The organism is Cytobacillus gottheilii (assembly GCF_001636345.1).
Lineage (GTDB): Bacteria > Bacillota > Bacilli > Bacillales > Cytobacillaceae > Cytobacillus > Cytobacillus gottheilii.
Map to the genome: position 1 here is coordinate 1,002,807 of NZ_KV440945.1, position 11,891 is coordinate 1,014,697.

General features: G+C 39.6%; 12 protein-coding genes and 2 riboswitches. All 12 genes read left to right on the forward strand.

What is annotated here, in order from left to right:
* Positions 1-181: 181 nt before the first annotated feature.
* The 12 genes from A6754_RS04730 (at position 182) to A6754_RS22895 (ending at position 11,564) form a co-directional block, all read left to right on the forward strand.
* Positions 182-541 (forward strand): arsenate reductase family protein, encoded by a 360-nt coding sequence (locus A6754_RS04730; protein WP_066442755.1) that lies wholly within the window; start codon positions 182-184, stop codon positions 539-541.
* 526 nt (positions 542-1,067) lie between these two features.
* Positions 1,068-1,451 (forward strand): glycine cleavage system protein GcvH, encoded by a 384-nt coding sequence (gene gcvH, locus A6754_RS04735; protein ID WP_066442756.1) that lies wholly within the window; start codon positions 1,068-1,070, stop codon positions 1,449-1,451.
* Between the two features lie 192 nt (positions 1,452-1,643).
* Entirely contained in the window at positions 1,644-2,000 is a 357-nt protein-coding gene (locus tag A6754_RS04740) for a toprim domain-containing protein (RefSeq protein ID WP_151574259.1), read from the forward strand.
* Positions 2,001-2,005: 5 nt separating this feature from the next.
* The gene (locus tag A6754_RS04745; RefSeq protein WP_066442758.1) at positions 2,006-2,311 is read left to right on the forward strand and encodes a thioredoxin family protein; all 306 of its coding nucleotides are present in this window, start codon (positions 2,006-2,008) and stop codon (positions 2,309-2,311) included.
* 297 nt (positions 2,312-2,608) lie between these two features.
* Positions 2,609-3,871, forward strand: coding sequence for an MFS transporter (locus A6754_RS04750; protein WP_066442759.1), 1,263 nt, complete (start codon positions 2,609-2,611; stop codon positions 3,869-3,871).
* Positions 3,872-4,037: 166 nt separating this feature from the next.
* On the forward strand, positions 4,038-4,358 hold the full coding sequence (locus A6754_RS04755) for an SCP2 sterol-binding domain-containing protein (protein ID WP_066442760.1): 321 nt from the start codon (positions 4,038-4,040) through the stop codon (positions 4,356-4,358).
* Between the two features lie 64 nt (positions 4,359-4,422).
* A riboswitch (SAM riboswitch) is annotated at positions 4,423-4,523 on the forward strand.
* Between the two features lie 121 nt (positions 4,524-4,644).
* A complete protein-coding gene (locus A6754_RS04760; RefSeq protein WP_066442761.1) occupies positions 4,645-5,961 on the forward strand; it encodes an O-acetylhomoserine aminocarboxypropyltransferase/cysteine synthase family protein in 1,317 nt (438 codons plus the stop codon).
* 132 nt (positions 5,962-6,093) lie between these two features.
* A riboswitch (SAM riboswitch) is annotated at positions 6,094-6,199 on the forward strand.
* Positions 6,200-6,393: 194 nt separating this feature from the next.
* Positions 6,394-7,419 carry a methionine ABC transporter ATP-binding protein gene (locus A6754_RS04765; RefSeq protein WP_066451373.1) on the forward strand — a complete coding sequence of 342 codons (1,026 nt, stop codon included), beginning with the start codon at positions 6,394-6,396 and terminating at the stop codon, positions 7,417-7,419.
* Entirely contained in the window at positions 7,412-8,080 is a 669-nt protein-coding gene (locus A6754_RS04770) for a methionine ABC transporter permease (protein ID WP_066442762.1), read from the forward strand. Before A6754_RS04765 ends, A6754_RS04770 begins: the two co-directional genes overlap by 8 nt.
* 12 nt (positions 8,081-8,092) lie before the next feature.
* Positions 8,093-8,944 carry a MetQ/NlpA family ABC transporter substrate-binding protein gene (locus tag A6754_RS04775; protein ID WP_066442763.1) on the forward strand — a complete coding sequence of 284 codons (852 nt, stop codon included), beginning with the start codon at positions 8,093-8,095 and terminating at the stop codon, positions 8,942-8,944.
* 587 nt (positions 8,945-9,531) lie between these two features.
* On the forward strand, positions 9,532-10,794 hold the full coding sequence (gene ltrA / locus A6754_RS04780; RefSeq protein ID WP_066441994.1) for a group II intron reverse transcriptase/maturase: 1,263 nt from the start codon (positions 9,532-9,534) through the stop codon (positions 10,792-10,794).
* Between the two features lie 629 nt (positions 10,795-11,423).
* A complete protein-coding gene (locus A6754_RS22895) occupies positions 11,424-11,564 on the forward strand; it encodes a YuzK family famiily protein (protein ID WP_180320177.1) in 141 nt (46 codons plus the stop codon).
* The last annotated feature ends 327 nt before the right edge of the window (positions 11,565-11,891 follow it).

The following is an 11,891-nucleotide window of genomic DNA, read 5'->3' on the forward strand; positions in this document are numbered from 1 at the left end:
TCCGCTGTATTTCCCAGTTTGTAGGTATATAATCAATTAAATTCTGCTGTAGGAATACACCGGCTGTTACTTAGTCAGATACCAAATTTGTTATGAAAAATAGGCCATATATGATACTATTCTTTTGAAGATAATAGTTTTAACACTAGCAAGGATATGTTAAGATTGGATGGTGAAAACTATGGCGCATACATTTTATTGGTACCCTAAATGCGGTACATGCCGTAATGCGAAAAAATGGCTTGATAAGCATCAAATTTCTTACGAAGCAATACATATTGCCGACAATCCGCCTTCTCGCGATGAGCTTGCAGAGCTTTATAAAAAAAGCGGATTAGAGCTAAAAAAATTCTTTAATACAAGCGGAATGAAATACCGTGAACTTGGCTTAAAGGATAAAGTAAAAACCGCATCTGAGGATGAGCTTTTAGATATCTTGGCTTCAGACGGAATGCTCATAAAAAGGCCAATTCTAACCGACGGTTCAAAGGTGACGGTTGGTTTTAAAGAAGATGAGTATGCAAAAACGTGGCTCGCTTAACCGAAGATTTACGTAACGAGAGAGCTATAAAAGCTTATACTGGCTTAATTTCAGAACGAGATCAATTTTGAATAGTGTCTAGCAGCTGAGCAAGGCGCTTACACTTTTCTGAGTGTCTAGTTTCAGCGCCTAGCCCCTCGAGGTCTTAAGTCGATCTGCCCTAAAGGTCAAAGAACGACCTTTATGTCATCTCGCCTTAAGCTTGTCGGGGCTGAGCAAGGCGCTTACACTTTCCTGAGTGTCTAGTTCCAGCGCCTAGCCCCTCTAGGTCTTAAGTCAATCCAGCCAAAAGGTCAAAGAACGACCTTCTGTCTGGCTCGCCTTAAGCTTGTCGGGGCTGAGCAAGGCGCTTACACTTTTCTAAGTGTCTAGTTCCAGCGCCTAGCCCCTCGAGGTCTTAAGTCGATCTGCCCTAAAGGTCAAAGAACGACCTTTATGTCATCTCGCCTTAAGCTTGTCGGGGCTGAGCGAGGCGCTTGCACTTTTCTTTAGATCATAGATACACATATAAATGGAGGGATAGTAAATGAGTGCACCAAAAGAATTACGATATTCAAAAGAGCATGAATGGGTTAAAACAGAGGGAGAGAAAGTCCGTATTGGAATAACAGACTTTGCACAATCTGAGCTTGGTGACATCGTATTTGTTGAGCTTCCAGAAGTTGGCGATGAATTAAAAGTCAACGAACCTTTCGGCAGTGTGGAATCTGTAAAAACAGTTTCAGAACTATATGCACCAGTAAGCGGTAAAGTTGTCGAAGTTAACGAAGAATTAAGCGACAATCCAGAATTCGTAAACGAATCTCCATATGAAAATGCTTGGATGGTAGTAGTAGAGTTGTCAGATGCTAGTGAAGTTGACAGCCTTATGGATTCTGAGCAATATGATGAAATGGTAAAAGAAGACTAATATATGTGAAGCCAGCCTTTTTAAAGGGCTGGCTTTTATTATATGGTTCTAATAGGAAACCTTTGAACACAACCAAAGTTTCTCCGTACCTTCTAAAAGGAAAATTACACATTTGTATAGAATAGTGAATATAGTACATAAAATATACAAATTAGGGCGGCAATATAATCCTACTACTCCAAGGTGATGAATATGTTTGATTACAATTCTGAAAAGGTTATTATTGTGGAAGGCACTTCTGACAAAAGGAAAGTGAAGGACATTATTCGAGAACCCGTTGAGATTATCTGCACCAATGGCACCATAAGCGTCACAAAGCTGGATGAATTGATTGATGAGTTATTTGATAAGGATGTATATATATTGGTAGATGCCGATGACGCGGGTGAAAAACTTAGAAAACAGTTTAAGCGGGAGATGCCAGAGGCGGCTCATCTGTATATTGATAAAATGTACAGAGAGGTTGCCACAGCACCAGTGCATCACTTGGCGACAGTTCTTTTAGGTGCTAATATTGATGTTTACACAGAGTATTTAGATAGAGGTTGAGTATTATGCTTGAATGGTCACAGCAAGAAATTGAAAGTGCGTTGAAGAATGATTTTTCAGGATTTATTTATTTGTACACACCTATGTGCGGCACATGTCAAATGGCCGGCAAGATGCTTACTGTGGTAAATGAGTTATTAACAGAATCCGCAATAAGGAAGGCAGATCTAAACTATATGCCGACACTTGCAGAGAAGTGGAATGTCGAAAGTGTTCCATGTCTGTTGATCGTTCATAATGGTGAAGTTACTGAAAAAATATATGCCTTTCATTCAGTTCCTTATTTATTGGAAAAAATGTCTGGTGTATAAGAGAAAGGCTGGGAGCTAATTCCTAGCCTTTTCTTTGTTTTCAATGTTTCTTAGTATAAGGTTGTTGGTTTAATTAGGCATGCTGTTAAGAGTGCATTTTAGCAATGCAAAAAGAATGCTGCCAGTTAGGCAGAATATCTTCACAATCATAAAAACAGTTTGAAGCGAATGTTGTTTTTTAGTAAATGTATCGTTTTGTCATCGAAATATATTTACAATTGCCTTTATTAAGAATATTATATTTAGGGATGCGAAATATTAACAAAATTTCTAAAGAAGTCTTGAGGCGATAAGAGCATGTTCTATAAAGAGTGGGTTCACCAAATTAAAGGATATAATCAAAATATCCGGCGTGCCTTTCTAGCCAATATTTTTACACAAATTGGTTTAGGTATTTTTATGGTTATTTACAACTTTTATATTCGTGAATTAGGCTATTCGGATGGGATGAATGGGCAAGTGATTTCATTGACATCTCTGGCAACGGCAATCATCCTTATTCCAGCAGGCTTATTAAGCGATCGGTTTGGCAGAAAAAACATTATGCTTTATGGTGCAATCGCAACCGGAGCCGTCTTGATGATCCGCAGCCTGGCTGAAGGGCCGGCAATGTTATTATCGGCTGCTTTTGCAACTGGGCTAACATCTGCTTTTTTACAAGTCTCAAGTATTCCTTGGCTCGCTGAAAACTCTCGAGCAGAACAAAGGGTGCACTTATTCAGCATTCACTTTGCCATTATGACTGGGGCAAATGTCATTGGCAACCTCAGCGGCGGATTATTAACTGATTTCTTCTCATTGTTTATGTCACAACTGAACGGCATAAGAGTTACACTGATGCTGGGAGGTATTATCTTCCTAATTGGAATCTTCCCGATTATAAAGTTCCAAGAAAGCCGCAAGGTAACGAATTCTATTGATAAATCTAAGTCTGATTCCGTAAAGGCTGCCTTGTCGGCAAGAAAAGATAGTTTAAAGATTGTCGTTCTATTTGCAGTCGCACAATTAATTATTGGTGTCGGCGCAGGATTAGTTATACCTTACTTAAATCTATATTTTTCAGATCGTTTTGCCGCTTCAAACTCAGCAGTCGGGATGATTATCTCACTTGGGCAGGCAATGACTGCAGTAGCCATGATTATCGGACCTAAAGTAGTACAAAGATTTGGTGAAGTGAAAGCGGTCGTTATTTTACAGCTATCATCACTGCCATTTTTACTCTTAACCGCTTATACAGAACAGCTTTGGCTTGCAGCAATCGGCTTTCTTTTCCGGCAGGCTTTAATGAATGCGGGAAATCCTATACAAATGTCACTGATGATGTCAAAAGTTGACGATTCTATGAAAGGATTTGCCAGCTCTGTGAACCAGATGGTCTTTAATTTAGGCTGGGCAGTTATGGGACCTGTTTCAACGGGTATTGTGATGATGTATGGTTCTTATTGGGGATACGCTACTGTTTTCACGATTACGGCGATCCTGTATTTAATAGGTTCACTTTATTTCCTCATTGTCTTTAAACGCTTTAATCCTAAAAAAATCGCACAAATGACAGCGTAGCCTGCTCTCAACTGACATATTTCTCAGGAAATAATCCCAGACAATACCGTAATAGCAGCGGTCATTGTCTTTTTTTTGGTTAATTTGTTGAATAAAATATGCAGGATAAAGATGCAGTTCCACGGAATAAAGCTTATATAGACTAAGAATTTTGAGGTGTACTCCAATGGAACAGCTGGCTAAATCCTTTATTCAAGAATTAGGGCAAAAACAGCATGTCTTTCAAGTATTGCAGAATCGCAGGCTGACGGTGCATTTTCATAGCGAGGCTGAACACCTATATTTACGGATTGAAGACGGGAGGGCTGATGTTACTTCTCAAATGGAATGTGAGATGGAGATTTATGGCCCTAAAACAACTCTGACTCATCTTTTTCAGCAAAAAATAAAGCTGCGCCAACTGATGAAAGAACAGCCAATCCAAATAAAAGGCCCTTTTCGCAGTATTCTTTTATTAGAAACAATTTTATATCTTGGAAAAAATTAATGGTTTCTTGTTGACTGGGTATATCCTATATGTTAAAATTTCAAACAAATATGAAAATTTAATATTCTTATCAAGAGAGGTGGAGGGACTGGCCCTACGAAACCCGGCAACCGGTTAATTACACGGTGCTAAATCCAGCAGAGCAGATGCTCTGAAAGATAAGAAGAGTTGTGAATTCCAGACCCTCTTCTTCTTGAAGAGGGTCTTTCGCTGTTACGAATTATCGTATGGAGCGAATGCAGCATGATGATACTCAAACGAAAACCAATTAAAAGGAGAGATCGACATGACTGAAAGGAAAAAAAATTATCGTTTCGAAACATTGGGTATTCACGGAGGATTAGAACCGGATCCAGTAACCGGTGCTCGGGCAGTTCCAATTTATCAAAATAATGCTTATCAATTCAAAAATACTGAACATGCTGCAAACCTTTTTGGACTAAAGGAACCAGGTTATATTTATACACGGATACATAATCCGACTGTAAGTGTGTTCGAAGAAAGAGTGGCACTGCTTGAAGGTGGCATCGGCGCACTGGCTGTTTCAAGTGGTCAGGCTGCAATTACTTTATCAATACTAAATATTGCTGGTGCCGGAGACGAAATTGTCGCCGCATCTAACTTATACGGAGGCACCTATAATTTGTTCGCAGTCACATTGCCTAAGTATGGGATAAATGTAAAGTTTGTTGATCCGCAAGATCCGGAAGCTTTTAGAGAGGCAATTACGAATAAAACGAAAGCGGTATTTGCAGAAACAATTGGTAACCCCAGCTTAAAAGTGCTGGATATTGAAGCAGTAGCGACTATTGCTCATGAAAATGGCATACCGTTAATTATTGATAATACTTTCCCTACTCCTTATCTGTGCAGGCCAATTGAATACGGTGCAGATATTGTGATCCACTCTGCCACCAAATGGCTTCTCGGCAATGGAACAACGATGGGAGGGATTATAGTAGATGGCGGCAAGTTTGACTGGAATTCACCGAAATTCCCAGGCTTTACTGAACCCGATCCAAGCTATCATAACTTAGTTTACAGTGAGGCGCTTGGTGAGGCTGCATATATCACAAAGGCACGTGTTCAGCTTTTGCGTGATCTGGGTCCAGCTTTAAGTCCGCAAAATGCATTCCAATTCACTTTAGGAATTGAAACTTTACACGTGCGAATGAAGGAACATGTGGCAAATACAAAGAAAATTATCAGCTATCTCAAAAGCCATCCTGCTATAAGTTGGCTGTTATACCCTGGAGATGAAGAACATCCAGACAAAGCTTTAGCAGATAAATATCTGCCAAAAGGTGCAGGGTCTGTTGTTGTTTTTGGCATTAAAGGCGGAAGAGAAGCTGGTGCTGCTTTAATCAATAACCTTAATCTTTGGGCACACGTTGCCAATGTAGGCGATGCGAAGAGTCTAATTATACACCCTGCAAGCACAACCCATCAGCAGCTGGATGAAGAGGCTTTAAAAATTGCGGGAGTGGCTGAAGATTTAATCCGTATATCTGTCGGAATTGAAAATGCAGAAGATTTAATTGAGGATCTAGAGCAGGCAATTGAGGCGGCAACAGGAATCACAACACTTGCCGCTAAAGCTTAAACAAAGTCTTATCAGTGTAGATATAGAATATTTTGGAATTCACTTTTTTAGTTGACACCCTTATCATGACCGTGATACGATAGCATTCGTAATTTATAAACGAATGTAAACGAATTGAATATAGATGTTTAGCTCTTATCAAGAGAGGTGGAGGGAAGTGCCCTATGAAGCCCGGCAACCGTCATGAAAATGAAATGGTGCCAATTCACTCAAAGCTTATGGCTTTGATAGATGAGAGAAAGGACTTTTTTTAATGCCTTTCTGCTCATAACAGAAAGGCATTTTTATTTTTTGCTAGTTTTCAAGAATTGGAAAATTAGACTGGTTAAAAGATATTTTAATGTGTTTTCTGAAATTGAGGAGAATGAAAGGCATCGTCCAATCAAAAACTATTGTATAGGCAATGTCAGGAATGAGAGGGTGAAACAACATATGATTTCTATAAAAAATGCAAAGAAAATATTTGCAACGAAAAAAGGGAAGGTCAACGCGGTTGACCAAGTGAACCTTGAAATCAAAGAGGGCGAAATTTTTGGAGTGATTGGCTACAGCGGTGCAGGTAAAAGTACATTAATACGAATGCTAAACGGTCTTGAAATTCCGACTGAGGGCAGTGTGGTTGTTGCTGGCAATGAGGTTTCCCGCATAAAAGGGAATAACTTAAGAAAGGCAAGACAAGAGATTAGCATGATATTTCAGCATTTTAATCTGCTTTGGTCAAGAACCGTAAGAGAAAATATTGCATTTCCGCTTGAAATTGCGGGAGTTTCAAAGCAGGAAAGGTTGAAAAGAGTTGATGAGCTCATCCGGCTTGTTGGTTTAGAAGGAAGAGAGGATGCTTATCCATCTCAGCTGAGCGGAGGACAAAAACAAAGAGTGGGGATCGCCAGAGCATTGGCAAATAATCCAAAAGTGCTTCTATGCGATGAAGCTACCTCAGCTTTAGATCCACAGACAACAGACTCAATTCTTGAACTGCTTGTCGATATTAATGAACGACTTGGCTTAACCATTGTGCTGATCACACATGAAATGCATGTGATCCGGAAAATATGCCATCGTGTAGCCGTGATGGAGAATGGACAGATTGTTGAAGAAGGACCAGTTTTGGAAGTGTTTAAAAATCCACAGGCTTCTATTACAAAACGATTTGTTCAGCAAGTGACAGAACCGGAAGAAACAAAGGAGACTGTTCAGCATTTGCTCGACTTATATCCACAAGGGCAGGTAATTCAGCTTGGCTTTGTCGGAGAAGCAGCAGAACAGCCGCTTATAACGAATTTAATTCGCAATTATTCTGTTACAGTTAATATTTTGCAGGGGAAAATATCCCAAACCCAAAATGGTTCTTATGGAACATTATTTATTCATCTTGATGGGGAACAGGCGGAAATTGCTAAGGCAATCGACTATATCCATTCCCAAAATGTTGGAGTGGAGGTGATTTCTAATGCTTAGTTCTATACTGCCAAATGTCAATTGGGAATCAATGTGGGAAGCTACGACTGAAACATTATATATGACAGCTATTTCAGTTGTGGCGACGTTTATTTTAGGAGCTATTCTAGGCTTGCTTCTCTTCTTAACATCTAAAGGGAATATATGGGCGAATGCTCCTGTGAATAAAGTCATTAGTGCGTTCGTGAATATCTTTAGGTCTATTCCGTTCATTATCTTAATTGTACTGCTAATTCCATTTACTACGTTTTTAGTAGGTACAATGATTGGTCAAAATGCAGCGTTGCCGGCGCTTATTATTGGAGCAGCACCATTCTATGCCAGAATGGTTGAAATAGGCTTGAGGGAAATAGATAAAGGTGTAATTGAAGCGGCTAAGTCAATGGGGGCAAAAACGAGTACGATTATTTGGAAGGTTTTGCTTCCAGAATCAATGCCAGCACTTGTTTCAGGTATTACCGTAACCGCAATTGCTTTAGTAGGTTACACGGCGATGGCGGGTGTAATCGGTGCGGGCGGTCTAGGTAATCTTGCGTATTTGGAAGGCTTTCAGCGTACTCGTCCTGATGTTACATTAGTTGCAACGATTATCATTTTAATTATTGTGTTTATTATCCAATTTATTGGTGATTTTATAACATCTAAATTAGACAAACGATAGGAGAGAAAAAAGATGAAAAAATGGTTAACATTTTTAGCAGCATTAACAGTAGCATTTGTAATTTCTGCTTGTGGTACTTCGGATGAAGGCAGTGAAGGCGAAAACGCAGGTGGCGGAGACGAAGCTGAAACTACAACACTTAAAGTAGGTGCTTCTAATGTACCTCATGCGGAGATCCTAGAAGAAGCTAAACCGTTATTAGAAGAAAAAGGAATTGAACTTGATATTACACCATTCCAAGATTACATTATGCCTAACAAAACATTAGAATCTGGAGAGATTGACGCAAACTACTTCCAGCATATCCCTTACTTGGATTTGCAAATCGAAGAAAATGGATATGACTTCGTGAATGCTGGCGCTATTCACATTGAACCTATGGGTATTTATTCTCAAGAATATAAAAGCTTAGATGAACTTCCTGATGGTGCAACAATTATTATGAGTAACTCTGTTGCTGAGCATGGACGTATTCTTTCTTTATTAGAAAAAGAAGGTGTCATTAAGTTAAAAGAAGGCATCGATAAAACAAATGCACAAATTGAAGATATCGTAGAAAACAGCAAAAACATAAAGTTGGACACAGATTATGAACCATCATTACTTCCGCAAATCTATAACAACGGTGAAGGTGATGCGGTAGTGATTAACTCCAACTATGCTATTGACGCAGGTTTGGATCCAATTAATGATTCTATTGCAATTGAAGGTGAAGAATCACCATATGCAAATATCATAACTGTTCGCAGTGAAGATAAGGACAGCGAAGCAATCAAGACTCTTGTAGAAGTACTTCGTTCTAAGGAAATTCAAGACTTTATTCTTGAAGAGTACAAGGGTGCAGTAGTACCAGTAACTGAATAAATAAATTGAAAACTCCTGTTCAATGCAGGAGTTTTTTATTGTGTGCCCGGCATGGGTGCAGGCTCTAGGGTGCGAGTCCCGAACGGCGAAGGCAGTAGTAGCCGTAGCTTAAGACAAGGATATGCGGGGTGACCCTCCTATCTGAAGGAAGTCGGCGGCAAACTTCCGCTCTGAGGAACACGAATCTCATATGAGGCTAGATGACATTGGGTGAGTCTGCAATACAAGACAAAGTCCATACTGCCAAAGGTGTCACATAGTAAATGAGGCGGAGACATGGAAGGAAAGTCTGTACTCTTACCCGGGGAGAACCTGTCGATATGCCGTACTCATGCGGTAAGCCTATCCGTGAGGATAAGTTGAACGACAGGCGTCAGCAGAAGCCATAGTACTTATTCGCTTAAGAGGATAAGGAAGGGCTGAACCGGTTATGGAAAATAGGAACTAGGCGTATCTTTCCATTCGATGAAACAGAAAACATAGTACCTGTTTAATGAAAGAAACGGTGAATCCGCGGGGGTCATTAAACAGGGTGGAGAATGAAAAGGACACAAACAGAACACCTATTTACGCGGGAGGTTATATCAATGTTAATGGAACGAATCATGTCACGGGAAAACCTACTTAATGCGATTAAAAGAGTAGAAAAGAATAAGGGAAAACATGGAGTGGACGAAATGCCCGTCACTGCTCTTCGTGGACATATTATGCTCAACTGGAGCGAACTGCGAAAATCCCTCTTCGAGGGAACCTATATCCCATCCCCCGTCCGTCGAGTCGAAATCCCGAAACCAGACGGCAAAGGGAAGAGGAAACTGGGAATCCCAACCGTGACAGACCGTTTCATTCAACAAGCAATCACCCAAGTGCTTACCAGAATGTATGACCCTAGTTTCTCTGAATGTAGCTTCGGCTTTCGCCCTAACAGGCGAGCGCACCAGGCTGTTAAATTAGCCCAAAGCTATATAGAAGAGGGTTATCGATGGGTAGTCGACATTGACCTTGAAAAGTTCTTTGACAAGGTTAACCACGATAGATTAATGAGTAAATTAGCCATGAGGATAAAGGATAGTACTCTCCTCAAACTAATAAGACGGTTCTTAACCTCTGGTGTTATGGAAGGCGGACTTGTCAGTCCTAACCTTGAGGGGACACCGCAAGGTGGACCTTTAAGCCCTTTACTTTCGAATATTGTGTTGGATGAACTGGATAAAGAACTGGAGCGCAGAGGACATCGCTTTGTCCGCTACGCCGATGATTGTAATATCTATGTGAAATCTAAAAGAGCTGGAGAAAGAGTTATGAAGGCAATGACCCATTTTATCGAGAGGAATCTTAAACTGAAGGTTAACAAGGATAAAAGTGCTGTAGACCGCCCTTGGAAAAGGAAATTTCTTGGGTTCAGTTTTACAAGTAATCTAAAACCGAAGGTGAGAATATCTCCCCAATCAGTTAAACGGTTTAAAGATAAAATAAGAAAGCTTACAAGCAGACGAAGGTCAATTGCCATGGAAGATAGGATTCATAACCTTAACCAATATCTAGTGGGATGGGTTAATTATTATCATTTAGCAGATACCCGTTCAGTAATCGCAAAACTCGAAGGATGGCTTAATCGAAGGTTAAGAATGATTCGATGGAAGGAATGGAAACTTCCCCAAACGAAGGTCAAGAAACTTATTAAACTAGGTGTTTCGAAAGGGAAAGCATATGAATGGGGAAATACAAGAAAGGCTTATTGGAGGATATCCAAAAGTCCAATTCTTCATAAAACATTAGGGAAAGCCTACTGGCTTTCCCTTGGGTTAAAAAGTATTTCTGCTAGATATGACTTACAGCGTTCGACTTAATCGGAACCGCCGTATACGGAACCGTACGTACGGTGGTGTGAGAGGGATAAATGGAGGTTAATCGCCTCCCCCTATCTCAATTAAAAATGTGCTAAGCCGATTGTGTCATGAATTGGAGTTTTGCGGATATTTTAAATTAACGACGGATCACCAGGTTAATGATGAGTGTAAAATCCACTATTTGGGTTAGATAGCACAGCTTAATCGCGACTCCGATATCCTCTTTTTAAAATATCCAACTAGAAAAGTGGAACATTATCAGCAACTGACTTGAAATTTCACATATAACAATGAAATAAAATAATTCTAATTATAAATCTTCTCTAATTTCCTCGATAATTCAGCCTATCGGTAAGGGAACAAGTTCCTTTTAGATAAAAGGAAGGCTAATTTCGAACATTGCTAAGATCATGACGATTTCCCAGCATTACTAAGGCTGAGTCATGTAATGCTTCCTTAGTCGGAACCATCATTCTATATTAAGAAATATCAGGTTTTACCGTTATTGTGTCGGGTATACAGTCAATGATACGATTTTATAGTAAATAATCCGCACAGCGGAAATTTGAAAGGAATGGTTCGTTATTAACCAGCTAAACCTAAATTATACGAGTGAAATGGAAAAGGCCATGCGTGGAGCCCATGGAGTCGGATATGAGGTTTACAGCCGAAAGCATGATGTGCGAATGGAAGTTGAAGAAAAGCGGCAAAAGGAATATGTAGAAAGCCAGCGTATGGTTGCCGATTTAGAAAGAAAAGTACATTCTTAATGTTATATATATAGGAAGAAACCGGCTCATCTGTATTGAGCTGGTTTTTTCTTTTGCAGTGATCATAAAGGAAATAAAATTAAGTCTTTCACGATCTTTATTTCAGGCTATTTTCACATACAATCCAAGTTAGTCGCAGAAAATAGTTAAATAGGATTCTGCACTGAATTTGAGCCTTTCAGAAAGGAGAGAATAACTTTAGAGCATACATATACTAAAAAGTTTAAAAAGACGGAAAAAAACTCTATAATTAGACATATTCTCTTATTCCATAGACGAATGTTCTGAAAGAGTTGATATCACTTTTCATTTGTTATAAGATTGTAA

Excerpts from the sequence above, each read along its gene's own strand:
- A6754_RS04730 (WP_066442755.1), top strand. The coding sequence starts at position 182 with ATGGCGCATACATTTTATTGGTACCCTAAATGCGGTACATGCCGTAAT.
- A6754_RS22895 (WP_180320177.1), top strand. The coding sequence starts at position 11,424 with ATGCGTGGAGCCCATGGAGTCGGATATGAGGTTTACAGCCGAAAGCAT.
- gcvH (WP_066442756.1), top strand. The coding sequence starts at position 1,068 with ATGAGTGCACCAAAAGAATTACGATATTCAAAAGAGCATGAATGGGTT.
- A6754_RS04745 (WP_066442758.1), top strand. The coding sequence starts at position 2,006 with ATGCTTGAATGGTCACAGCAAGAAATTGAAAGTGCGTTGAAGAATGAT.
- A6754_RS04760 (WP_066442761.1), top strand. The coding sequence starts at position 4,645 with ATGACTGAAAGGAAAAAAAATTATCGTTTCGAAACATTGGGTATTCAC.
- A6754_RS04775 (WP_066442763.1), top strand. The coding sequence starts at position 8,093 with ATGAAAAAATGGTTAACATTTTTAGCAGCATTAACAGTAGCATTTGTA.
- ltrA (WP_066441994.1), top strand. The coding sequence starts at position 9,532 with ATGTTAATGGAACGAATCATGTCACGGGAAAACCTACTTAATGCGATT.
- A6754_RS04740 (WP_151574259.1), top strand. The coding sequence starts at position 1,644 with ATGTTTGATTACAATTCTGAAAAGGTTATTATTGTGGAAGGCACTTCT.
- A6754_RS04770 (WP_066442762.1), top strand. The coding sequence starts at position 7,412 with ATGCTTAGTTCTATACTGCCAAATGTCAATTGGGAATCAATGTGGGAA.
- A6754_RS04750 (WP_066442759.1), top strand. The coding sequence starts at position 2,609 with ATGTTCTATAAAGAGTGGGTTCACCAAATTAAAGGATATAATCAAAAT.
- A6754_RS04765 (WP_066451373.1), top strand. The coding sequence starts at position 6,394 with ATGATTTCTATAAAAAATGCAAAGAAAATATTTGCAACGAAAAAAGGG.
- A6754_RS04755 (WP_066442760.1), top strand. The coding sequence starts at position 4,038 with ATGGAACAGCTGGCTAAATCCTTTATTCAAGAATTAGGGCAAAAACAG.